Below are 22,281 nucleotides of genomic sequence, written 5' to 3'. Positions count from 1 at the left end.
CGCTATAAATACGGGTGCTTAACCGACGCTGTGTTCCAGGCTGATAGCCAGTAACTTCTGTGCCTCTACGGCAAACTCCAGCGGCAGCTCGGAGAACACGTCCTTGCAGAAACCATTGACGATCATCGAGATGGCATTATCTTCGCTGATGCCCCGTTGCAGGCAGTAGAACAGTTGGTCGTCACCGATTTTCGAGGTGGTAGCCTCATGCTCAAGCTGGGCGCTGTTGTTGCGAGTTTCCACATAGGGGAAGGTATGTGCCCCGCTGTTGGGCCCGATCAGCATTGAATCGCACTGGGTAAAGTTACGGGCGTTTTCCGCCCCAGGCAGGATTTTCACCAGCCCACGATAGGTATTTTGGCTGTGTCCGGCGGAGATCCCTTTGGCAATAATGGTCGACTTGGTGTTTTTACCAATGTGGATCATCTTGGTGCCGGTATCCGCCTGTTGGTAGCCGCTGGTCAGCGCCACCGAGAAAAACTCACCGATCGAGTTGTCGCCCTGCAAGATCACGCTTGGGTATTTCCAGGTGATTGCCGAGCCGGTTTCAGACTGTGTCCAGGACATTTTGGACCCTGAGCCTTCACACAGCGCCCGCTTGGTGACGAAGTTGAGAATACCGCCCTTGCTTTCGCCGCCGCCGGAGAACCAGTTTTGCACCGTGGAATACTTCACTTCGGCGTCTTTATGCAGGATCACTTCAACCACCGCCGCGTGCAGCTGATAGCTGTCGCGTACCGGCGCGGAGCAGCCTTCGATGTAGCTGACATAGCTGCCTTCATCGGCAATCAGGATGGTGCGTTCAAACTGGCCGGTTTTCGCGGCGTTAATACGGAAATAGGTGGAAAGCTCCATTGGGCAGCGTACGCCCTTCGGCACGTAGACGAAGGTGCCGTCAGAAGCCACTGCTGCGTTAAGTGCGGCAAAAAAGTTGTCGTTATGTGGCACCACTCGGCCCAGATATTTACGTACCAAGTCTGGATGGTCGTGAATGGCCTCACCGAACGAGCAGAAGATCACCCCACTCTCTGCCAGCTTTTCACGGTAGGTGGTCGCGACAGAAACCGAGTCGAAAATGGCATCTACCGCCACTTCACTACCTTCACGCACAGGTACACCCAACTGATTAAACGCCAGTTCAACCTCGCTGGTCAGGTAGCCGTTCTCCGAACTGGCACCAGGCTGCTGCTCCGCCCCAGGCTGAGAACCGCAGGAGTCATCACAGCTACCGCAGGACGGCGCTGAATAGTAGCTGTAATCCTGATAGTTAAGCTTGTCATAGTTGGCTTTCAGCCAGTGTGGCTCTTCCATTTGCAGCCAGGCACGGTAAGCCTCCAGGCGGAATTCCAGCATCCACTCGGGTTCGTTACGCTTGGCAGAGATGGCGCGTACCACCTCTTCGTTGATACCTTTGGCCAACTCATCGGTGGCCAGTTGGGTAAAGAATCCTTCCTTATAGCGACCTTCGCTGACCCAAGCCGGTACATCTTTCGCTGTTTCTACGTTGCTTCGTGTCATGTTGATTGCATCGCTTAAACGCCAAAGCTCTCACCGCACCCGCAGGCGTTCTGAGCTTTAGGGTTATTAAATTTGAACATCTGATTCAGCCCTTCCCGAACAAAATCTACCGTGGTGCCATCGATAAACGGCATCGCTTTGAGCGGCACGAACAGCTTGGCCCCGTCACGTTCGAACAACAGATCGTCGCTGGCCGGTTCGCGGGTCAAATCCAGTACGTAGGCAAAGCCCGCACAGCCGGATTGTTTGACGCCGAGTTGCAGCCCTTTCACCTGAGCATCCTGCTGCATGAGTCTGATTATCTGCTTCACCGCGCTGTCGCTCAGCGAAATGCCTTGCCAGACGTTGTCTGCCAAAGAAAAAGTACCAACATCTTCCGTATGCATATGGCCTACCTCACATTCGTGTTTACTACAGCCGATCTGGCTTACCGCCCATGTTAGTGATAATGATTATCACTTCAACCTTTTGTTTTGCGGGGGTATTTACCAAACGCCCGGATTTACGCTCGTCAACACGATAAATCGATGGCGTATCCAAGCAAAATAGATATGGGGATAATTTTTATCCCTCTGAATTGATAGCAATTCATCATATCTCGTACGGCTTATCCCGCTGTTCCGACAAGGTTATAGCGCCGGATAAGTCGTCTGTTTTAAACATTCATAGAAAATACCTATTTCTACATTTTGTCTGTCTGAAAAATGCCTTTACCTGCTTTAAGTCTAGTCGCTCGCGTGTTTTTAGCCCGTGGCGGTCAAAAGACCGACTACAGAAAAAAATCTGCGGGGAGCATTGATCATCGCCACAGCTACAAATATGATAATGATTATCATTAAGCTTTAATTGGGCGTGGACCTATGGCTATCTCGATGAATGCGTGGCTGCTGAGCAAAATTGATGAATACAAGTTCAACATCCGTGATGCCACGGTGGATTTCTATATGGCGGAAGCGGCGCTACAGCGGCCTGAATGCAACATCAATCATCTGAAGCGTTACAACGGTGTCAGCCTTGGCATGGCGAATTTATGCCTGGAAAATGGCGATGACGAGAGCTACCTGCATGCGCTGAGCAAACTGCATAACCGGCTGATTGTCGAGATCAACAACCCACAGCGTTGTCAGCTGTTCCGCGTGCAGTGCTATCATTTTGCCCGGCATACGCTAACGCTGATTTGCCAGAAATATTCGATGGAAGGCGGCTGGGACAAGGCTACCGCTTTTCAGAAGGATTTTGTGAAACGGGTGCCGTTCCAGCTGTAACGTTTACCCCGCAGGCGAAAACCTGCGGGGTTGGTGTTACTCCAATACTGCCGTGGTCAGCCGTGAGGTACAGCAGAGGCGATCGCGATCGTCGAAGATCTCAATCTGCCAGACCTGATTACGGCGGCCGGCGTGCAACGCACGACAAACCCCGCGCACCTGCCCTTTAAATACCGCGCGCAGGTGGTTGGCGTTAATCTCTAACCCCACCACCTTTTGTTCCCCTTCGGTGCACAGATACCCCGCCATTGAGCCCATCGACTCGGCCAGCACTACCGAAGCCCCACCGTGTAACAGGCCAAACGGCTGGGTAGTGCGGTGATCGACGGGCATCACCGCCTCTAAATAGTCATCTTCCAAGCGGGTAAACTGAATGCCCACATGGGCCACCATGCATCCTTCACCGCTTTGGTTGAGTTGTTCCAGCGTTGTTTCACGTTTCCACAGCTTCACGCAATCATCTCCAGAAGTGCCTGTAATGGATGCCGCACGCCATTGCCTTCAATGCGTTTTACCTGGCTGCGGCAAGAATAACCGGTCGCCAGACAGCGTTGCCTTGGCAAACGCTGTAGCGCCTGATGCCATGATAGCTCATAAATCCCCAGGGAATTTTGCAGATTCTTGGCTTCGTGACCGTAAGTGCCCGCCATGCCACAGCAACCCACGCTGACGTTTTCCAACTTGGCACCAAAACGGGCAAAGATGGCTGCCCACTGCTGGGTACTCGCCGGTAATGCGGTAGTTTCGGTACAGTGGCCAAACAGATACCAGGCTTCACCGGTCGCAGGCTGTTCTGCTCGTTCTGCCAGCAACTGTTGCAACCACTCATGAACCAGTTGCACCTGGAAATTACCCCGCTCGGCCCCGAGAATTTCTTGATACTCGTCGCGATAACACAGCACCAACGCCGGATCGACACCCACCATCGGCATCCCCAGTTTGGCTACCCGGTTAAGAAAGTCCGCTGTCTTGCGCGCCGTTTTGGCAAAGCGTGTCAGGAACCCTTTGATATGCTGTGCCTTGCCGTTCGGTGAGAATGGCAACAGCACCGGCTTGTAGCCCAGCTTTTCCACCAACCGTACAAAGTCTGCCACAACCTGGGCATCGTAATAGCTGGTAAACGGATCCTGCACCACCAGCACATGCTGTTCGCGCTGGCTTTCGCTCAATGCTTCCAACTGTTCAAGCGTCATGCTGAACGCGCTATGGCCCGACAGTTGTTGGCGTAACGTTGGGCTCGATAGCAGCGGTAAATCCACCATACCGATGCTGCTGCGGCTCAGTTCGCGCACCCATGGCTGCTTGAAGAAGAAGTTGAACACCTTTGGCGCTTTGGCCATCAACGGGGTATAGCTCTCAACGCCAGCGACCACGTAGTCACGCATTGGGCGCAGATAACGGGTGTGATAAAGCTGCAGGAAGCGCGAACGGAAGCCCGGCACGTCGATCTTGATCGGGCACTGGGTCGAACAGGCTTTACAGGCCAGGCAGCCAGACATCGCTTCTTTGACTTCATGGGAGAAGTCATATTCGCCCTTGCCTGCATGCCAGCTATTACGGGTTTTCTCAACCAGCGTGCGGAAGCTGAGGCGCTGCTGCGGCAACTGCTTTTCCAGTGCGACGGGGTCCACGCCCTGCTCTGCCAATAAGCGTAACCATTCGCGAACCAGGGCCGCTCGGCCTTTCGGCGAGTGGATCCGATTCGCGGTGATCTTCATCGATGGGCACATCGGGCTGTGGACATCAAAGTTAAAGCACAGTCCGTTGCCGTTACACTCCATCGCGCCACGGAACGAAGTGCGGACATCGATGGGGATGCGGCGATCCAACGTGCCACGTTTCACCGCATCGACTTTCATCATAACGGCATCTACGCCCAGCGGCGGGCAGATTTTCCCCGGATTGAGGCGATTGAGCGGGTCAAACGCGGCCTTGATGCGGCGCAGTTCTTCATAGAGCTCCTCGCCGAAGAACGCCGGGCTATACTCCGCCCGGAAGCCCTTCCCGTGTTCTCCCCACAACAGGCCGCCATACTTGGCGGTTAACGCCACCACCTGGTCAGATATTTGCTTCATCAGCACTTCTTGCTGGGGATCGCACATATCTAAGGCCGGGCGCACATGCAGCACACCAGCATCAACGTGGCCGAACATACCGTAGCTCAGGTTATGGCTATCCAACAGTTGGCGGAACTCGGTGATATAGTCGGCCAGATGCTGCGGCGGCACGCAGGTATCTTCGGCAAACGGGATGGGTTTGGCCTGCCCTTTGGCGTTACCCAGCAACCCAACCGCTTTTTTGCGCATATTGTAGATACGCTCAATGCCGGTCAAATCGCCGCAAATCTGATAGCCGATCACCCCAGCCTGTTGCTCGGAGATCAGATCGTCCAGACGCTCGCACAACGCTTCCATCTGGCCGTCGATCAGTTCCTTATCGTCACCGGCAAACTCAACGATGTTCAACCCGAGCATCTCTTTATCGGGCACGTTGGTGATCAGTTCGCTGACCGAGTGCCAGACGATATCTTCGCGGGCCAGATTCAGCACTTTAGAGTCGATGGTTTCCACCGACAGCGCCTTGGCTTCCACCATAAAGGGCGCATTGCGCAGGGCCGAATCGAAAGAGTCATATTTGACGTTTACCAGCCGCCGCACCTTCGGCAGCGGTGTGATATCCAGCCGCGCTTCGGTGATAAAGGCCAAGGTCCCTTCGGCACCGGTAAGAATGCGGGTCAGATCGAAGGTTTGCAGATCGTCGCTCAGCACGTGGCGCAGATCGTAGCCGGTGAGGAAGCGGTTAAGCTTGGGGAATTTTTCCAGGATCAGTGCGCGTTGCTCGCGACAACGGTTCAGCACGGTGTGGTAGATCCGCCCCTCTGGCGTATCTTCCTGGGCAATCGTTTCCGCCAGCGGCGTTGGCATGGCGCGAGTGTCGATCATTTCGCCCCCCAGCAACACCGCCCGCAGCCCCAGCACGTGGTCTGAGGTTTTGCCGTACACCAGCGAGCCCTGGCCAGACGCGTCGGTATTGATCATGCCACCTAGGGTGGCGCGGTTGCTGGTAGAAAGCTCCGGCGAGAAGAAATAGCCGAACGGCCGCAGATACTGGTTAAGCTGGTCTTTAATCACTCCGGCCTCTACCCGCACCCAACCTTGCTCGACGTTGATGTCCAGAATGCGGTTCATGTAGCGCGACATATCAACCACAATGCCGGTGTTAAGTGCCTGCCCATTGGTGCCGGTGCCACCACCGCGCGGGCTGAAGGTGAGCGCCTTGAAGCGCTCCTCGTCGGCCAGCCGGGCGATAAGCGCCACATCGGCGGTTGAGCGAGGAAACACCACCGCATCGGGCAACAGCTGGTAAATGCTGTTATCCGTCGCCATCGTCAACCGATCGGCATAGCTAGTGGCGGTATCGCCGTTGAATCCGCTCTGTTTTAACGCGGCCAAAAAGTCCAGCACCCGTTGAACGAGGCCGGATGCCTGAGAAATTTGTGGGATCATTCGCTTGTTTGACTCTGTCTGCTCTTCATTGCTTAACCGGGCCCGGAACTGACCCTCCCCTGTCTTTTATTATCACGATAACGGCAAGGGCCGTTACCCGCCCCTGCATCATCGCTATCTACCTCATAATGGCGGGTGTTTTGCCGCTTGTACATCCTGAATTTGGCATTATTTGGCGGGGAAAATGATAGCGCAACCGATGGCTGCGCTTTCGGCAGAAGAAAATCTGGCGGTTATTCCACTGCGCTTAATAGTGAAAGGCGGTACCGCTGATGACGTTCCACGGCAAAATGTGCTGCTGACTGTGAAAGTTGCCAAAAATGCTCCATGATAAAAGGGTACCAAGGAATTAACTCACTAGGATGAAAACGCATTCATGACACAACCGCAACGCCGCTACGATTTACCGACGATAATTTTTGGTGTGCTGTTTATCGCCATTATGATCGTCGCCAGTTTTTGGGTCATTCAACCCTTTATTCTGGGATTTGCCTGGGCATCGATGGTGGTGATCGCCACCTGGCCGGTATTGATTAAACTACAGAGCCTACTTTGGGGCCGCCGGTCGCTAGCCGTGCTGGTGATGACCATCCTGCTGCTCTTACTGTTTGTGCTGCCTATTGCCCTATTGATCAGCAGCGTGGTGGACAACAGCGCGCCAATCGTAGCCTGGGTGAACTCGCCGGGCCAGCTCCACGTTCCACAGCTGGAGTGGCTGCGTTCCATTCCAGTGATCGGGCACAAAGTCTATAACAGCTATCATCTGTTGGTGAACACCGGTGGTAACGCTCTGGTGGCCAAAATTCAACCTTACTTTGGCCAGACCGCCACCTGGTTTGTCACCCAGGCAGCACATATTGGCCGTTTCCTGATCCACTGTTCGCTAATGTTACTGTTCAGCGCCTTGCTGTACGCCCGCGGTGAGCAGGTTGGCATGGCGATCCGCCATTTTGCCGTACGCCTTGCTTCCACTAGGGGCGACGCGGCCGTGTTACTGGCCGGGCAAGCGATCCGTGCAGTCGCATTAGGCGTGGTGGTGACCGCATTGGTGCAGTCGATCCTGGGCGGTATTGGGCTGGCCGTTTCCGGCATTCCGGCGGCCACCTTGCTGACCGTAGTGATGTTCGTCTTTTGCCTCGCTCAACTGGGGCCATTGCTGGTCTTGGTCCCGGCCATTATCTGGCTTTACTGGACCGGTGATACCACCTGGGGCACCGTGCTATTGGTGTGGAGCTGTGTGGTCGGAACTCTGGATAACTTCCTGCGCCCGGCGCTAATCCGCATGGGTGCCGACCTGCCGTTGATTCTGATCCTGTCAGGCGTTATCGGTGGCCTGCTGGCCTTCGGGATGATTGGTCTGTTTATCGGCCCAGTCGTGTTGGCGGTCTCTTATCGGTTGGTTAGCGCCTGGGTGAACGAAGCTCCAGAGCCCACCGCCGATCTGGAAGAAGTCGCCAAAGATTTAGAACAGTTGTGATCCCTACATCGCCTGCTCATTCATTGGGCAGGCGATAAATCCAAATATTCCCATTCCCCACCGCATCGTTCCCGATAATTATTCTGCTGACTCACCTGGTGCAAAATAGATACCAATCAAATACCTGTTCTTGCAATGAAATCGTACAATCCAGGCTGTTTGATTGGGACGATTCTTAATGACGCGCGCCAGATAACTGCCTAGTATGAAACTCTATCTTGCTGAAAAGCATTGCTTTCCATGCATTGTTTGCCAGCCAAGTCATCTAACAGAGTTACTCCGAATCACTGAATTGCTGTGTGTAGTCTTTGCCCGTCTTTTGATGGGCTTTTTTTTGTGCAAAATAACCCGCCAATATAAAAAAACCGCCAGGTTTAACCGGCGGTTTTATGTTTTCAATAGACGTTGTTATTCAGGTTTACTTTCTTTGTGACAAATTAACCCAGGTCTGCACCACGGTATCCGGGTTAAGCGACAGGCTATCAATCCCCTGATCCATCAGCCACTCGGCAAAGTCCGCATGGTCTGACGGGCCTTGTCCACAGATGCCGACATATTTGCCATGACGCTTGGCCGCCTGGATCGCCATGGAAAGCAGCGCCTTGACCGCCTCATTGCGCTCGTCAAACAGCTCAGAGACCACTCCGGAATCGCGATCCAGCCCCAGCGTAAGCTGCGTCATATCGTTGGAACCGATAGAGAAGCCATCAAAGTGCTCAAGGAACTGATCGGCCAGCAAGGCGTTGGAAGGGATCTCACACATCATGATCACTTTCAGCCCGTTCTCGCCGCGCTTCAACCCTTGACGCCCCAGCTCTGCCACCACGGCTTCCGCCTGAGCCACGGTACGCACAAACGGCACCATTACCTCAACGTTGGTCAGCCCCATCTCATTACGTACCCGCTTCATTGCGGCACATTCCATGGCGAAGCAGTCTCGGAAGCTGTCAGCCACGTAACGACCCGCACCACGGAAACCTAACATCGGGTTTTCTTCGTGCGGCTCATATTTCTCGCCGCCGACCAGGTTGGCGTATTCGTTAGATTTAAAATCGGAAAGGCGCACGATCACGCGCTTCGGCCAGAATGCCGCGCCCAACGTGGCGATCCCTTCGGTCAAACGACCGACATAGAACTCGACCGGATCGTCATAGCCCAACATCAGCGTCTTGATTTCTGCCTGCAGCTCTGGGGTTTGCTGGTCGAACTCCAACAGGGCACGCGGGTGTACGCCGATCATGCGGTTGATAATAAACTCCAACCGGGCCAGCCCTACGCCTTCATTTGGCAAGCGAGCGAAGTCGAACGCACGGTCAGGGTTTCCGACGTTCATCATAATCTTCAACGGAAGTTCCGGCAGTTCAGTGACTTCCGAGCTTTGCACGCTGAATTCCAGCATGTCGCTGTAGACAAAGCCGGTGTCGCCTTCGGCGCAGGAGACGGTGACTTTCTGCCCTTCTTTCAGCAGGTCCGTTGCGTGGCCACAGCCTACAACGGCAGGGATCCCCAGTTCACGGGCAATGATCGCTGCATGGCAGGTACGCCCACCACGGTTGGTTACGATCGCTGCCGCCTTCTTCATGATCGGTTCCCAATCCGGGTCGGTCATATCGGTGACCAACACGTCGCCCGGCTCGATGCGATCCATTTCGCTGATATTGTGGATGACCTTCACCGGGCCTGCCCCAATACGATGGCCAATGGCTCGCCCTTCTACCAGCACGGTGCTGTTACCGTTCAGTTGGTAGCGTTCCATCACCTGCTCATTGGAGCGCACGGTTTCTGGCCGCGCCTGGACTATCAGCAGCTTGCCAGTGTGGCCGTCTTTGGCCCACTCGATATCCATCGGGCGGCCATAGTGTTTTTCGATCAACAACGCCTGATGCGCCAGTGCCTGGACTTCATCATCGGTCAAAGAGAAACGATTGCGTTGCTCTTCTGGCACATCTTCGATACGGACCTGTTTGCCGTGATCCTGTGAAGGTGCGTACACCATGCGGATTTTTTTCGAGCCAAGGTTGCGGCGCACAATGGCCGGTTTGCCCTTCAGCAGCGTCGGTTTATGGACATAAAACTCATCCGGATTGACCGCCCCTTGCACCACCATTTCCCCCAGGCCGAACGCCGAGGTAATAAATACCACCTGATCAAAGCCGGACTCGGTATCAATGGTAAACATGACCCCAGATGAAGCCAGGTCGGAGCGCACCATGCGCTGCACACCGGCGGAAAGCGCCACGCCACGGTGATCGTAACCCTGATGCACACGGTAAGAGATGGCCCGGTCGTTAAACAGAGAGGCGAAGACGTGTTTGATCGCCACCATCACCGCATCAATGCCCTGCACGTTGAGGAAGGTTTCCTGCTGGCCAGCAAACGAGGCGTCTGGCATATCTTCGGCCGTGGCGGAAGAACGCACGGCAAAGGAGGCTTCGCTTTCGCCCTCGGACAGTTGTTGGTACGCCAGGGTAATTTCACGTTCAAATTCCGCGTGGAAAGGCGTATCGATCACCCATTGGCGAATTTGCGCACCGGCCTTGGACAGTTGAGCAATATCGTCCACGTCAGTCTGATCCAGCAACTGATAAATGCGCTGGTTAACCCCACTTTGCTCAAGAAAATCGTTAAATGCCTGGGCGGTGGTGGCGAAACCGTTGGGTACGGCCACGCCCAAATCGGAGAGATTGGTGATCATTTCACCGAGGGAGGCATTTTTGCCACCGACACGGTCAACGTCGTGCATGCCAAGCTGGTTGTACCAAAGCACATTACGCAAGTCTGGGCCATTGTTAGACATCGAGACAATCCTTATTGCTATCAGTAGGGTATTGACGGATTTTTGACGGGTACCGCAAAAACGGCACCCACCCACACTAGCACAATGATCCATAGACAATAGACAGGTGAATCGATCAAGCCAATGAAGAAAATAGCAATTAAGAGAATTCCAGCGAGCACAATTTTATTAGGGATCGTTCCCTAACTGGCTAAAAGCTTACAATTCAACAAATTATGTATTATTTAAACTTTTGCTTAAATACCCGTAATTTTAGTGATTGATTTGACGAAAATAGCACCAATTTGCGTCGGAGCAGGTAGTTAAAATAGCATCATTCATTTTATTAAAAATGAAATATAGTTTTATTAAATATATTCAATTACCACGAATGATCCCCAGCGTCACAAAATTTCTGTCCTCCTCTTTACCGTATGTGGGTATGCAGACCATGATGTTGCTATCCGTCGTTTCAGGCATTAAGGAGTTATAGGTGGAAAGAAGCGTTTTTTATATCTCGGATGGCACGGCCATTACCGCCGAAGTATTGGGGCATGCGGTGCTGTCACAGTTTCCCGTCAAGGCCACCACTTTCACTCTGCCCTTTGTGGAAACCGAAGCGCGTGCGCGGGGCGTATGCCAGCAGATCAATGATATTTACCAACAAACCGGTGTGCGCCCACTGGTGTTCTATTCGATTATCTCGCCGGAGGTTCGCCAGGTGATCACCCAAAGTGAAGGATTCTGCCAGGATATCGTGCAAGCCCTGGTTGGCCCGCTGCAGGGGGAATTAGCGGTGGATCCAACGCCGGTCCCTAATCGCACCCACGGGCTGACGGAAAACAATCTGGGCAAGTATGACGCCCGGATCGCGGCCATTGAATACACCCTGGCCCATGATGACGGCATATCGCTGCGCAATCTCGATCAGGCTCAGGTGATCCTGCTCGGCGTATCCCGCTGCGGTAAAACCCCCACCAGCCTTTATCTGGCGATGCAATTTGGTATCCGCGCGGCCAACTATCCGTTTACGGCCGATGATATGGACAATTTGCAGCTACCTGCCGCGCTAAAGCCGTTTCAACATAAATTATTTGGGTTGACCATTAACCCAGAGCGGTTAACGGCGATCCGCGAAGAACGCCGCGAAAACAGCCGCTACTCTTCCCCGCGCCAATGCAGGATGGAAGTTGCCGAAGTGGAAGCACTGTTTCGCAAAAACCAGATCCGCTACCTCAATACCACCAACTATTCGGTGGAGGAGATCTCCACCAAGATCCTCGATATCCTCGGTATGAGCCGGCGAATGTTCTGATAGTAGGGGCTGGCCGGATAGTCGTCCATCCCCCCTCTTTTGTGCTTTTTTACCGGTTTTAAACAGCCGATCACAATCTCTACGGTTGAAATCAGCCGTTTTTGCGTTATTGTGATCGCCATCACTTCCCGGTATTCCTGCCGTCGCGAAGAACAGTTTTAGAGACAATCATGCACAAAACAGATGAACTGCGGACCGCGCGCATCGACAGCTTGGTCACGCCTCAGGCGTTGGCAGAAAAGTTGCCGATCTCAGCATCGGTAGCCGATAACGTGACAGCGTCACGTAAACGTATTGAAAAAATCCTCACCGGCGAAGATAAGCGCCTGTTGGTAGTGATTGGCCCCTGCTCCATTCACGATCTGGATGCGGCAATGGACTATGCCACCCGTCTTAACGTACTGCGCGAGCGCTATCAGGATCGCCTGGAAATCGTGATGCGCACCTATTTTGAAAAACCGCGCACCGTAGTGGGCTGGAAAGGCTTGATTTCCGATCCCGATCTGGACGGCAGCTATCAGGTCAACCGTGGTATTGAGATGGCGCGCAAGCTGCTATTGTCAGTAAACCAGCTTGGCCTGCCAACGGCGACCGAGTTTCTGGATATGGTGATCGGCCAGTATATTGCCGACCTGATCAGCTGGGGCGCGATTGGCGCTCGCACCACCGAAAGCCAGATCCACCGTGAAATGGCTTCGGCGCTCTCTTGCCCGGTCGGTTTCAAAAATGGCACCGACGGCAATACCCGCATCGCCATTGATGCCATCCGTGCCGCGCGCGCCGGTCATATGTTCCTGTCGCCAGACAAAACCGGCCAGATGACCATTTACCAGACCAGCGGTAATCCTTATGGCCATATCATCATGCGCGGCGGCAAGACGCCAAACTATCACGCGACCGATGTGGTAGCCGCCTGTGATAGCCTGCGCGAGTTCGATTTACCTGAACAGCTGGTGATCGACTTCAGCCACGGCAACTGCCAGAAATTGCATCGCCGCCAGTTGGAAGTGGCGGAAAACGTCTGCCAACAGATCCGCGCAGGCTCAGTGGCCGTCGCTGGCGTGATGGCTGAAAGCTTCCTGGTGGAAGGCACGCAAAAAATCGTGGCTGGCCAATCGCTAACCTACGGCCAATCCATTACCGACCCTTGCCTGAGCTGGTCGGACAGCGAGCAGTTGCTGGCTATGCTGGCCGACGCGGTAGATACCCGTTTCTGATTATTTTAGCCAGCATGATTTTGGCATGCTGGCTCTCATTTATCCGTTCACGCAGTATCACTTTCGTGATGGGATTGAAAACTCAATAATTCATCCACTCAATCATAAAAACCAAAAAAGGGATGAAAGAAAGCGTTACGTACAACATACCTATGTTATCTATTTCTTTTAGACGTTTCTTTCCTTTAACCCACCGTATTACACAAGCCAATAGCATGAGAATAATGCAAAAATTTGCAGTGAAAATCTTATAGCCACTAGATACCCCTGCAAACAAAAGCATCAAAGAGGCAAGTGCCATTGTATTCCTCTTAACGTCTGGAAATACTCCCAACCCCACAAAGAAGTGACAACACACTGATAATATTAGAAAAATAACAATTAACACATTCACATCATCTCCCTATGTAACAATTAGCTCATACTTTCCCTATTTACGTAGATACCACAAAAAAATAACATTACACATTCAAAAACCCAAGCGTCAATGCCTGTAAAATAAAAGCTGAACACCTATGATTACTCACTCAATTAAACATTTTATATATAAAATGGCATTTGCATATGATGCTGGCTTTAATTTAATTATTGTTTTCCAACGAGTAAGTGGGGATCTTAAACACTGCATTACCGGATCTTCATCACCTAAATCAGGTTATTGATGCCATATTCTACGAAGTATTCTTACGTCATTCCGCTATACTTGCCAAACATCTGAACTAAACCGATCTGGAGCCCTCTTCCGTGAACCATTCACTGCTGTCCATTCCCTGTATCACCCTGCAAGGGGAACATAAAACGCTGGCCGACTTCCCGGCGCGAGCCTACCTGGTGGTCAATACCGCCAGCAAGTGTGGCTTTACCCCGCAGTATGCGGGCTTGGAAAAGCTATGGCAGTATTATCGCTCACGCGGGTTGATGGTGCTGGGCTTCCCCTGCAATCAGTTTGGCGGACAAGAGCCGGGCAATCCGCTGGAGATTGCCAACTTCTGCACCCTCAACTATGGCGTCAGCTTTCCGCTGTTCAGCAAGATCGACGTCAATGGCGCGCAGGCGCATCCCCTGTTCAGCGAGTTAAAACGCCGTGCTCCCGGTCTGTTAGGTAGCCAACGTATCAAGTGGAACTTCACCAAATTCCTGCTCACCGCCGATGGCGAGCGCATCACACGCTTTGCCCCCATCACCAAACCTGAGCGCCTGTTCAGCCGTATCGAAACTTTGTTGAAATAGCCGTTTTATCAGCAAATTGGTCGCAATCAATCCAGCCCCGGTAAGCATGACGACAAAAAGGTTCCATCGGTAAGAAAATTTCCCTTGATGTAACCTTTCGTTCACATGATAATGATTATCAATTTGATATTAATTACCATTTACCGGTTGAATTTATGGACAATCTCAATAATTGCCAACAGTCCAACAACGCTTTGGTGACTCCTGACGGCAGTGCTCCTGCCGCTTTACCGCCCTGCTTCGACAGTGCCGAGCTGCTGGGCACCGATGGGCTGGCGGTGATCATCCATCAAGGGCAACGCTATCAACTTCGCCAAACCAAAGCGGGAAAATTGATCTTAACCAAATAACGTCTTAGTTCCTTTTAACGCCAGCCACCCCGATCTTGCGATCCAGGCAGCCAGCAAATCTATTGATATGTTTAAAACATACGGAGAGTTGCCACATGCCTGCCATTTTTGCCTCCCGGCTGCGTTTATCCGCATTAAGCCTGGCCATTGCCTGCGCTTTGCCTACGGTGGTTTTTGCCCAGACCGACACCAGTGTTTCCGCTGCCACCAAGGCACAAGAAAAAAACAAAGATGAGACCATGACCGTGGTCGCCACCGGTAATCAGCGCAGCAGTTTTGAAGCGCCGATGATGGTGACGGTGATCGACGGCAACAGCCCTCAGAGCCAAACCGCCACCACCGCCGGCGATATGCTGCGTCATGTGCCTGGGGTTACCGTAACCGGTACTGGCCGGAGCAATGGGCAAGACATTATGATGCGGGGTTACGATCGCCGTGGCGTGTTGATCCTGGTTGATGGTATTCGTCAGGGAACCGATACCGGCCATATCAATGGCACCTTCCTGGATCCTGGCTTGGTAAAACGGATTGAAGTAGTGCGTGGCCCATCGGCACTGTTGTACGGCAGTGGCGCATTAGGTGGGGTTATCTCCTATGAAACGGTGGATGCCGCCGATCTGCTGTTGCCCGGCCATAACACCGGCTACCGCGTGTTCGGCACAGCGGCTACCGGCGATCATAGCCTGGGCATGGGCGCCAGCGCTTACGGTAAAACTGACGATCTCGATGGTCTGATCTCTTTCGGCACCCGCGATATCGGTGATATTCGCCAGGGCGATGGCTTTAATGCACCGAACGACGAGACCATCAGCAACGTTCTGGCCAAAGGCACCTGGGCCATCGATGACAACCAGTCCCTGAGCGGTAATCTGCGTTATTACAACAACCGGGCGCAAGAACCTAAGAACCCGCAAACGCCTGATGTTTCCAGCAGCAATGTGTTAACTGACCGTTCTACAATTCAGCGTGACGCACAGCTCGGCTATAAGCTAAAGCCCACAGGCCAAGATTGGCTGGATGCCGATGCCAAGCTCTATTACTCCGAAGTAGAGATCAATGCGCATACCGACGGCAGCACGGATGAAGCTCGCAAACAAACTACCAAAGGTGGCAAGCTGGAAAACCGTACCCGCCTGTTTGCTGACAGCTTCGCTTCGCACCTGTTTACCTATGGTAGCGAAGCCTACCGACAGGAACAGACGCCGGGGGGGGCAACAGAGAGCTTCCCGCAGGCCAAAATCAACTTCGCTTCCGGCTGGTTGCAGGATGAGATCACTCTGCGTGACCTGCCCGTCTCTTTCCTGGCCGGGACGCGTTATGACAACTACAAAGGCTCAAGCGACGGTTATGACGACGTCAATGCCAACAAGTGGTCATCCCGTGGTGCGATGAGCGTTACCCCTACCGATTGGCTGATGATGTTCGCCTCCTATGCTCAGGCGTTCCGCGCACCAACCATGGGCGAGATGTACAACGACTCCAAGCACTTCTCGATCCCGATGGGCCCGACCACCATCACCAACTATTGGGTGCCTAACCCGAATCTGAAGCCGGAAACCAACGCCACGCAGGAATACGGCTTCGGCTTGCGCTTTGACGATCTGTTAATGGCCGATGACAGCCTGCAATTCAAGGCCAGCTACTTCGATACCAAAGCCAGAGATTATATTACTACCGGTGTCACCATGGAGTTAGGCCGTGGCCCACGCGGTATGTACTGCATCAGCTGTACTACCTTCTCAACCAATATCGATCGCGCCAAAATTTGGGGATGGGATGCCTCGCTGAACTATAAAACCCAGTGGTTCGGTTTGGATCTAGCCTACAACCGCACACGTGGTAAAGATGAAACGACGGGTGACTGGCTCTCCAGTATCAACCCGGATACGGTCACCAGCGTGTTGGATATTCCTATTGCCGAGACCGGTTTATCCACCGGCTGGGTTGGAACCTTTGCCCAGAGTGCCCACCACGTGGCTACCGGCTACACCAAGCAAGCCGGTTATGGCGTGAACGATTTCTACCTAAGCTATAAAGGCCGCGAAGACCTGCAGGGCGTCACCACTACCGTGGTACTGGGGAACGCCTTCGATAAAGAATATTACTCACCACAGGGCATTCCGCAGGATGGTCGTAACGCCAAACTGCTGGTCAGCTATCAGTGGTAACCCTTTGAACCACAGCGGGCAGACCGTTTTTGCCCGCTCCTCACCCACTAACACAGGAATCAAATTAATGAGCGAGACCCTATACCAACGTTATGAACAGGCGAAAATTGATCACCCAGGTAAATATGCCCGCGATCTGGCCGAGCTGTTGGGTATCAGCGAAGGCGAACTGACCCACGCCCGCGTCGGCCACGATGCTCGTCGCCTGCAGGCCGATGCCCGTACGCTGCTGACCGAACTGGAACAGGTTGGCGTCACCAAATCCATCACGCGTAACAGCTATGCGGTACACGAGCAGGTTGGGCGTTATCAGAATCAGCACCTCAATGGCCATGCCGGGCTGATCCTCAATCCGCGCGAGCTGGATCTGCGCCTGTTCCTCAACCACTGGGCCAGCGTTTTTGCCCTGAGTGAAACCAACAAGCGTGGCGTGCGCCACAGCATTCAGTTCTTTGATCATCAAGGCGACGCGCTGCATAAGGTCTACACCACAGACGAAACCGATCTCGCCGCCTGGTTCGCCCTGGTCGAGCGCCATCGAAGTGCGGAAAACCCGACACTGGAGCTGCAAGCGGCCGAAATTAAAGAGAGCAACAGCGCACCAGATGCTGCCAAAATCGATGCCGACTGGCGAGCCATGACCGACGTCCACCAGTTCTTCCAACTGCTGAGCCGCAATAATCTGACCCGCCAACAGGCCTTCCGCGCCGTGGGTAACGATCTGGCCTATCGTGTGGACAACAGCGCGCTGACGGCGCTCCTGGAAGCCGCCAAGTCTGCGCAGAACGAAATCATGATCTTCGTCGGCAACCGGGGCTGTGTGCAAATCTTTACCGGCCAGATTGAGCGCCTGATGCCGCAGGACGGCTGGGTCAACATCTTCAATCGCCACTTTACCCTGCACCTGATTGAAGGGGCGATCGCCGAAAGCTGGATCACCCGCAAACCAACCAAAGATGGCGTGGTCACCAGCCTGGAGCTGTTTGCTGCCGATGGCACCCAGATCGCGCAACTTTACGGGCAGCGTACCGAAGGCCAACCGGAGCAGCTCCAGTGGCGTGAGCAGGTTGCTGCACTTGAACCGAAGGAAGTCGCCGCATGATAGCTTCATTGCCCCGTCGCCTGGCGCTGTGCATCGCCCTGGCGTTTCCATTAGCCGCCGTGGCGGCCGAGAGGATTGTTTCGATAGGTGGTGACGTGACCGAAATTGCCTTCGCGCTGGGCGCGGGCGATGAAGTTGTGGCACGAGACAGTACCAGTTTGCACCCTGCTGCGGTGCAGAAATTGCCCGACGTAGGCTATATGCGCCAGCTGAATGCCGAAGGTATTCTGGCGCTGAAACCCACCCTGATCCTGACTACCGAGTTGGCAGAGCCAGCGTTGGTACTCAGGCAATTGGAAGACAGTGGCGTAAAGGTGGTGCGTATCCCTGGGGATACCACCGTGCAGGCGGTGCCCGAAAAAATCAGCGTGATAGCCGATGCCATCAATCGCAGTAGCCAAGGCAAGCAGTTGGCCGAACGCTATCAGCAACAGTTGGCAGCGATAGCCAATACGCCGCTACCGGTGAAAGTGCTGTTCGTGATGAGTCACGGAGGTATCACCCCCATGGCCGCGGGCCAGCAAACCGCGGCAGATGCCATTATCAGAGCCGCTGGGTTGAAAAACGCGATGCAAGGTTTCAGCCGATACCGCCCGCTCTCGCAAGAGGGCGTGATTGCCAGCGAACCAGACTTGCTGTTGGTGACTACCGATGGCGTTCGCTCCATCGGTGGCCAGGAAAACCTGTGGCTGTTGCCCGGCATGGCTCTGACACCGGCGGGGAAAAATCGCCGCGTGCTGATCGTTGATGATATGGCACTGCTCGGTTTTGGTCTGGAAACGCCGCAGGCGCTGGGCCTGTTGCGTAAAGCGGCGGAGCAAAAGTAATGCGTTGCCGAACCTCACCCCGCCTGGCGATCGTCAGCCTGCTGATCCTGCTGACGATCCTGGCGCTTGGGGCCGCTAACCTTGGGGCGTTGACACTGTCATTTCGCACCCTGTGGCAAGCTCCTTTCAGCGATGCCTCCTGGCATATCTGGCTGAATATTCGCCTGCCACGCGTGCTATTGGCCGTAGTGATCGGCTGCGCGTTGGCGGTTTCCGGGGCGGTGATGCAGGGATTGTTCCGCAACCCCTTGGCCGATCCCAGCCTGTTGGGGATCAGCAGCGGCGGCGCACTGTTCGTCGCCCTGGTGATCGTCATGCCGCTGGCCCTGCCCCCGCTCATCGCTCTGTATAGCCATATGCTGGCGGCGTTTCTTGGCAGCCTGCTGGTTTCAATACTGATTTACGGCATCAGCCGCAGCGGACACGGCAGCCTGTCGCGGCTGTTGCTGGCCGGTATCGCCATCAATGCGCTGTGCATGGCAGCGATTGGCGTGCTGTCGTACCTCAGTAGCGACCAGCAATTACGTCAATTTTCGCTGTGGATGATGGGCAGCCTTAGCCAGTCACAGTGGCCCACCCTGGTGGTATCCGCTTCGCTGATCCTGCCTGCCGCATTGCTGACGCTGTTACAGGCTCGTCGTTTGAATCTGCTACAGCTGGGCGATGAAGAGGCACATTACCTTGGGGTCAATGTGCAACGCGCCAAGCTGCAGTTGCTATTACTCAGCGCCCTGCTGATTGGGGCCGCCGTAGCGATGAGTGGCGTGATCGGCTTTATTGGCCTGGTGGTCCCCCACCTGGTGCGCATGCGGCTTGGGGGCGATCACCGCTGGTTGTTACCAGCCTCTGCACTCGGCGGTGCCTGCCTGCTGCTGGTGAGCGATACCCTGGCACGTACGCTGGTCGCCCCGGCAGAAATGCCGGTAGGCCTGATGACCAGCCTGATCGGTGGTCCCTATTTTCTGTGGCTGGTGATGCGCCAGCGGGAGCGCTCCGATGGATGATTCATCAATGCTGACAGCACGGCAGTTGCGTTACAACCTGGGGGATCGCCGGCTGATCACCGATGTCTCCCTAAGCATCGCCAGCGGTGAGATGGTGGCGATTATTGGCCCCAACGGCGCGGGGAAGTCGACCCTGCTTCGCTTACTTACCGGTTATCTGGCCGCTGAATGTGGCGAGTGCCGTCTGCAAGGTAAACCGCTTGAGCAGTGGCAACCGCAGCAGTTGGCCAAGGTCCGGGCGGTAATGCGTCAACACAGCGAGCTGGCCTTTCCGTTTACCGTAGAAGAAGTGGTGGCCATGGGACGCTCTCCGCATAGCGGGCGCGATGCCAAACGGGCGATCCAACAGGTGATGGAGCAGACCGATTGCACCAGCCTGGCCCACCGTGATTACCGCCAGCTTTCCGGCGGGGAACAGCAGCGGGTGCAACTGGCCAGAGTATTGGTGCAGTTGTGGCAGCCACAACCCGCACCATCCTGGTTATTCCTTGACGAACCCACCTCGGCGCTCGATCTGTATCATCAACAACATACCTTACGCCTGCTCCGCTCCCTGACGCGTCAGCAGCCGTTGGCGGTCTGTTGCGTATTGCACGATCTTAATCTGGCCGCGCTGTACGCCGATCGCATTCTGCTGTTGCATCAGGGCCGCCTGGTCGCTTCCGGTACCCCGCAGCAGGTATTACAGACGGATATCCTGACGCGTTGGTATCAGGCAGATCTCGGTGTCGCCGCCCACCCAGAGACCGCACTGCCGCAGGTGTTTTTACGTCAGTAACGGTAAGCCATGGAGGGCTTGCTGCATTTAGCTCGAACAGGAAATTTCCAGATGCTTGCCCCAATCCGGTGGCAAGGCCGCCAGATCGTCATACTGGGCATCATCGGCAAAAGGTTGCAGCAACGCCTGGTGCAAACGTGCCAGCTTAGTGACATCGTCCTGCTCTGCCGCTTCGATGGCCTGCTGCGCCAGATAATTACGCAAAATCAGTTTAGGATTCGCCAGCTTCATCGCTTGCTGGCGCTCGGCATCACTCACCTGTTCAAGCTGTAAGCGCTGGCGATATTGTTGATACCAGCCGTCAAACGCCTTTCGATCGATAAATTCATCGCGCATTGGCGTTTGCGACTGTTGCTGCTCAACATCGCTCAATAGACGGAAGGTTCGAGTGTAGTCACGCCCTTCTTGTGCCATCAGACTCAATAAGCCGGTCAGCAGATCGTTATCCTGTTTTGACTGGGTGAAGAAGCCCAGTTTGGCACGCATTTGCTCGCCATAAGCCTGCATCAGCGCCGGTTCATAGGCGGCCAGCGCCTGCTGTAACTGCTCGGCACTCAGCAAACCGGACAGCGTTTGCGCCAATCGATGCAGATTCCATAGCCCCACGGCTGGCTGGTTATCGAACGCATAACGGCCCTGATGATCGGAGTGATTGCAGATATAGTCTGGCTGGTAGTCATCAAGGAACCCATAAGGCCCATAATCCATCGTCAGGCCGAGGATCGACATATTGTCGGTATTCATCACCCCGTGGGCAAACCCCACGCACTGCCAGTGAGCAATCATACGTGCGGTACGTTCCACCACATCGGTAAACCACAGCAGATAGCGATCTTGTTCATCAACCCATTGCGACCAATGGCGCGCAATAACGAAGTCCGCCAGTTGCCTGACCTGTTCCGACTGTTTGCGGTAATAGAAATGTTCGAAATGACCAAAGCGGACATGGCTTTCCGCCACTCGCAGCAGCATTGCCCCGCGCTCCGGTTGTTCACGGAACACCGGATGCTCGCTGGTGACAATTGTCAGGGCCCGCGTCGTCGGGATCCCCAAATGGTATAGCGCCTCGGAGGCCAGGAATTCACGGATCACCGAGCGCAGCACCGCCCGCCCATCGCCCATGCGGGAATACGGCGTTAACCCAGCGCCTTTCAGATGCCAGTCCATACTGCGGCCGTCCGCGAGCCGCTGTTCACCCAGCAGGATCCCCCGGCCATCTCCCAACTGCCCCGCCCAGGAACCAAACTGATGGCCGCTGTAAACCTGCGCCAAAGGCTGCATGCCGGGTAACAGGGTTTCACCTGCCCAGATTGGCGTTTTCTCTGGAGTAAACCAGCTAGCGTCCAACCCCAGTTCCTCAGCCAGCGGCTGGCTGTAATACAGCAAACGGGCCGCTTTGAGCGGCGTCGGCTGCAGTGCGGTATAAAAACCAGGCAGCTGTTGGTAATAAGCGTTTTCAAATTGCGGCATAGGCCCTCCGTAACGCTTAGTGTAGAGCCTGGAGGAGCGGATTAACACGGAGGATTTACAAGGGAATCGCCCCTGGCCGGAAAGCAGCAGGGGCGTGGTAGACTAAAAAGCGGTGGTGAGCCCTGTTAGCTTGGTTATTTAGCGCCGGCGACGTGAGTCTTTTAATGACCTACTACGCGCATGGCTAAAGTGCTTTATCAATGATAAAGCGACAATAATTATCAGTACTGGGATCACGGTAAAAATCATCCAGTCCACTATTTACCCCGGTGTGTAAG

At 54.4% G+C, this 22,281-nt stretch carries 18 protein-coding genes; 12 read left to right on the top strand and 6 right to left on the bottom strand.

The annotated features are described in order from the left end of the window. Positions 1-18: 18 nt before the first annotated feature. On the bottom strand, positions 19-1,518 hold the full coding sequence (gene sufB / locus KGP26_RS13310) for a Fe-S cluster assembly protein SufB (protein WP_037374809.1): 1,500 nt from the start codon (positions 1,516-1,518) through the stop codon (positions 19-21). 14 nt (positions 1,519-1,532) lie between these two features. Next, on the bottom strand, positions 1,533-1,904 hold the full coding sequence (gene sufA, locus KGP26_RS13305; RefSeq protein ID WP_021178114.1) for a Fe-S cluster assembly scaffold SufA: 372 nt from the start codon (positions 1,902-1,904) through the stop codon (positions 1,533-1,535). Between the two features lie 474 nt (positions 1,905-2,378). Here sufA and KGP26_RS13300 point away from each other — a divergent pair, with 474 nt between their 5' ends. After that, a complete protein-coding gene (locus tag KGP26_RS13300; RefSeq protein WP_024486172.1) occupies positions 2,379-2,783 on the top strand; it encodes a hypothetical protein in 405 nt (134 codons plus the stop codon). A 36-nt stretch (positions 2,784-2,819) separates the two neighbouring features. On the opposite strand, the gene menI is transcribed toward KGP26_RS13300, so the two are convergent. Both menI and KGP26_RS13290 read right to left on the bottom strand, forming a co-directional pair. Continuing rightward, positions 2,820-3,236 carry a 1,4-dihydroxy-2-naphthoyl-CoA hydrolase gene (gene menI, locus KGP26_RS13295; RefSeq protein WP_021178115.1) on the bottom strand — a complete coding sequence of 139 codons (417 nt, stop codon included), beginning with the start codon at positions 3,234-3,236 and terminating at the stop codon, positions 2,820-2,822. Beyond that, the gene (locus KGP26_RS13290) at positions 3,233-6,289 is read right to left on the bottom strand and encodes an FAD-binding and (Fe-S)-binding domain-containing protein (protein ID WP_021804567.1); all 3,057 of its coding nucleotides are present in this window, start codon (positions 6,287-6,289) and stop codon (positions 3,233-3,235) included. Before KGP26_RS13290 ends, menI begins: the two co-directional genes overlap by 4 nt. Positions 6,290-6,473: 184 nt before the next feature. Here KGP26_RS13290 and KGP26_RS13285 point away from each other — a divergent pair, with 184 nt between their 5' ends. Both KGP26_RS13285 and ydiK read left to right on the top strand, forming a co-directional pair. Then, on the top strand, positions 6,474-6,620 hold the full coding sequence (locus KGP26_RS13285; RefSeq protein ID WP_155621742.1) for a hypothetical protein: 147 nt from the start codon (positions 6,474-6,476) through the stop codon (positions 6,618-6,620). A 45-nt stretch (positions 6,621-6,665) separates the two neighbouring features. Further along, complete coding sequence (gene ydiK / locus KGP26_RS13280; RefSeq protein ID WP_021804569.1) at positions 6,666-7,766, top strand: AI-2E family transporter YdiK; 1,101 nt, start codon at positions 6,666-6,668, stop codon at positions 7,764-7,766. 418 nt (positions 7,767-8,184) lie between these two features. Here the strand turns inward: ydiK and ppsA are convergent, their stop codons facing one another. Next, on the bottom strand, positions 8,185-10,563 hold the full coding sequence (gene ppsA / locus KGP26_RS13275) for a phosphoenolpyruvate synthase (RefSeq protein WP_021804570.1): 2,379 nt from the start codon (positions 10,561-10,563) through the stop codon (positions 8,185-8,187). Positions 10,564-11,035: 472 nt separating this feature from the next. Here ppsA and KGP26_RS13270 point away from each other — a divergent pair, with 472 nt between their 5' ends. The 9 genes from KGP26_RS13270 (at position 11,036) to KGP26_RS13230 (ending at position 20,533) form a co-directional block, all read left to right on the top strand. Beyond that, positions 11,036-11,857: a pyruvate, water dikinase regulatory protein gene (locus KGP26_RS13270; protein ID WP_021804571.1), complete on the top strand. Its 822-nt coding sequence runs from the start codon at positions 11,036-11,038 to the stop codon at positions 11,855-11,857. Between the two features lie 170 nt (positions 11,858-12,027). After that, positions 12,028-13,074 (top strand): 3-deoxy-7-phosphoheptulonate synthase, encoded by a 1,047-nt coding sequence (locus tag KGP26_RS13265; RefSeq protein ID WP_021178121.1) that lies wholly within the window; start codon positions 12,028-12,030, stop codon positions 13,072-13,074. A gap of 744 nt (positions 13,075-13,818) precedes the next feature. Next, positions 13,819-14,304, top strand: coding sequence for a glutathione peroxidase (locus KGP26_RS13260; protein ID WP_021804573.1), 486 nt, complete (start codon positions 13,819-13,821; stop codon positions 14,302-14,304). Positions 14,305-14,459: 155 nt separating this feature from the next. After that, positions 14,460-14,654, top strand: coding sequence for a hemin uptake protein HemP (gene hemP / locus KGP26_RS13255; RefSeq protein ID WP_021804574.1), 195 nt, complete (start codon positions 14,460-14,462; stop codon positions 14,652-14,654). A gap of 95 nt (positions 14,655-14,749) precedes the next feature. Beyond that, positions 14,750-16,822 (top strand): TonB-dependent hemoglobin/transferrin/lactoferrin family receptor, encoded by a 2,073-nt coding sequence (locus KGP26_RS13250; RefSeq protein WP_223665561.1) that lies wholly within the window; start codon positions 14,750-14,752, stop codon positions 16,820-16,822. A 67-nt stretch (positions 16,823-16,889) separates the two neighbouring features. Further along, complete coding sequence (locus KGP26_RS13245; protein ID WP_094981797.1) at positions 16,890-17,924, top strand: hemin-degrading factor; 1,035 nt, start codon at positions 16,890-16,892, stop codon at positions 17,922-17,924. Next, a complete protein-coding gene (locus KGP26_RS13240) occupies positions 17,921-18,751 on the top strand; it encodes a hemin ABC transporter substrate-binding protein (RefSeq protein ID WP_223665560.1) in 831 nt (276 codons plus the stop codon). The genes KGP26_RS13245 and KGP26_RS13240 overlap by 4 nt, the downstream gene beginning before the upstream one ends. Further along, positions 18,751-19,755 carry an iron ABC transporter permease gene (locus KGP26_RS13235; RefSeq protein ID WP_179247398.1) on the top strand — a complete coding sequence of 335 codons (1,005 nt, stop codon included), beginning with the start codon at positions 18,751-18,753 and terminating at the stop codon, positions 19,753-19,755. Before KGP26_RS13240 ends, KGP26_RS13235 begins: the two co-directional genes overlap by 1 nt. Continuing rightward, positions 19,748-20,533, top strand: coding sequence for a heme ABC transporter ATP-binding protein (locus KGP26_RS13230; protein ID WP_179250306.1), 786 nt, complete (start codon positions 19,748-19,750; stop codon positions 20,531-20,533). The genes KGP26_RS13235 and KGP26_RS13230 overlap by 8 nt, the downstream gene beginning before the upstream one ends. Before the next feature lie 27 nt (positions 20,534-20,560). On the opposite strand, the gene KGP26_RS13225 is transcribed toward KGP26_RS13230, so the two are convergent. Continuing rightward, complete coding sequence (locus KGP26_RS13225; protein WP_223665559.1) at positions 20,561-22,003, bottom strand: protein adenylyltransferase SelO; 1,443 nt, start codon at positions 22,001-22,003, stop codon at positions 20,561-20,563. Positions 22,004-22,281 lie beyond the last annotated feature (278 nt).

The organism is Serratia sp. JSRIV002 (assembly GCF_019968725.1).
Lineage (GTDB): Bacteria > Pseudomonadota > Gammaproteobacteria > Enterobacterales > Enterobacteriaceae > Chania > Chania fonticola_B.
This window is presented reverse-complemented; position numbering and strand designations above follow the sequence as displayed.

Coding starts and splice junctions, on each gene's coding strand:
- KGP26_RS13265 (WP_021178121.1), top strand. CDS start 12,028: ATGCACAAAACAGATGAACTGCGGACCGCGCGCATCGACAGCTTGGTC.
- hemP (WP_021804574.1), top strand. CDS start 14,460: ATGGACAATCTCAATAATTGCCAACAGTCCAACAACGCTTTGGTGACT.
- KGP26_RS13285 (WP_155621742.1), top strand. CDS start 6,474: ATGATAGCGCAACCGATGGCTGCGCTTTCGGCAGAAGAAAATCTGGCG.
- ydiK (WP_021804569.1), top strand. CDS start 6,666: ATGACACAACCGCAACGCCGCTACGATTTACCGACGATAATTTTTGGT.
- KGP26_RS13300 (WP_024486172.1), top strand. CDS start 2,379: ATGGCTATCTCGATGAATGCGTGGCTGCTGAGCAAAATTGATGAATAC.
- ppsA (WP_021804570.1), bottom strand. CDS start 10,563: ATGTCTAACAATGGCCCAGACTTGCGTAATGTGCTTTGGTACAACCAG.
- KGP26_RS13225 (WP_223665559.1), bottom strand. CDS start 22,003: ATGCCGCAATTTGAAAACGCTTATTACCAACAGCTGCCTGGTTTTTAT.
- KGP26_RS13290 (WP_021804567.1), bottom strand. CDS start 6,289: ATGATCCCACAAATTTCTCAGGCATCCGGCCTCGTTCAACGGGTGCTG.
- KGP26_RS13245 (WP_094981797.1), top strand. CDS start 16,890: ATGAGCGAGACCCTATACCAACGTTATGAACAGGCGAAAATTGATCAC.
- KGP26_RS13230 (WP_179250306.1), top strand. CDS start 19,748: ATGGATGATTCATCAATGCTGACAGCACGGCAGTTGCGTTACAACCTG.
- sufB (WP_037374809.1), bottom strand. CDS start 1,518: ATGACACGAAGCAACGTAGAAACAGCGAAAGATGTACCGGCTTGGGTC.
- KGP26_RS13250 (WP_223665561.1), top strand. CDS start 14,750: ATGCCTGCCATTTTTGCCTCCCGGCTGCGTTTATCCGCATTAAGCCTG.
- KGP26_RS13240 (WP_223665560.1), top strand. CDS start 17,921: ATGATAGCTTCATTGCCCCGTCGCCTGGCGCTGTGCATCGCCCTGGCG.
- sufA (WP_021178114.1), bottom strand. CDS start 1,904: ATGCATACGGAAGATGTTGGTACTTTTTCTTTGGCAGACAACGTCTGG.
- KGP26_RS13235 (WP_179247398.1), top strand. CDS start 18,751: ATGCGTTGCCGAACCTCACCCCGCCTGGCGATCGTCAGCCTGCTGATC.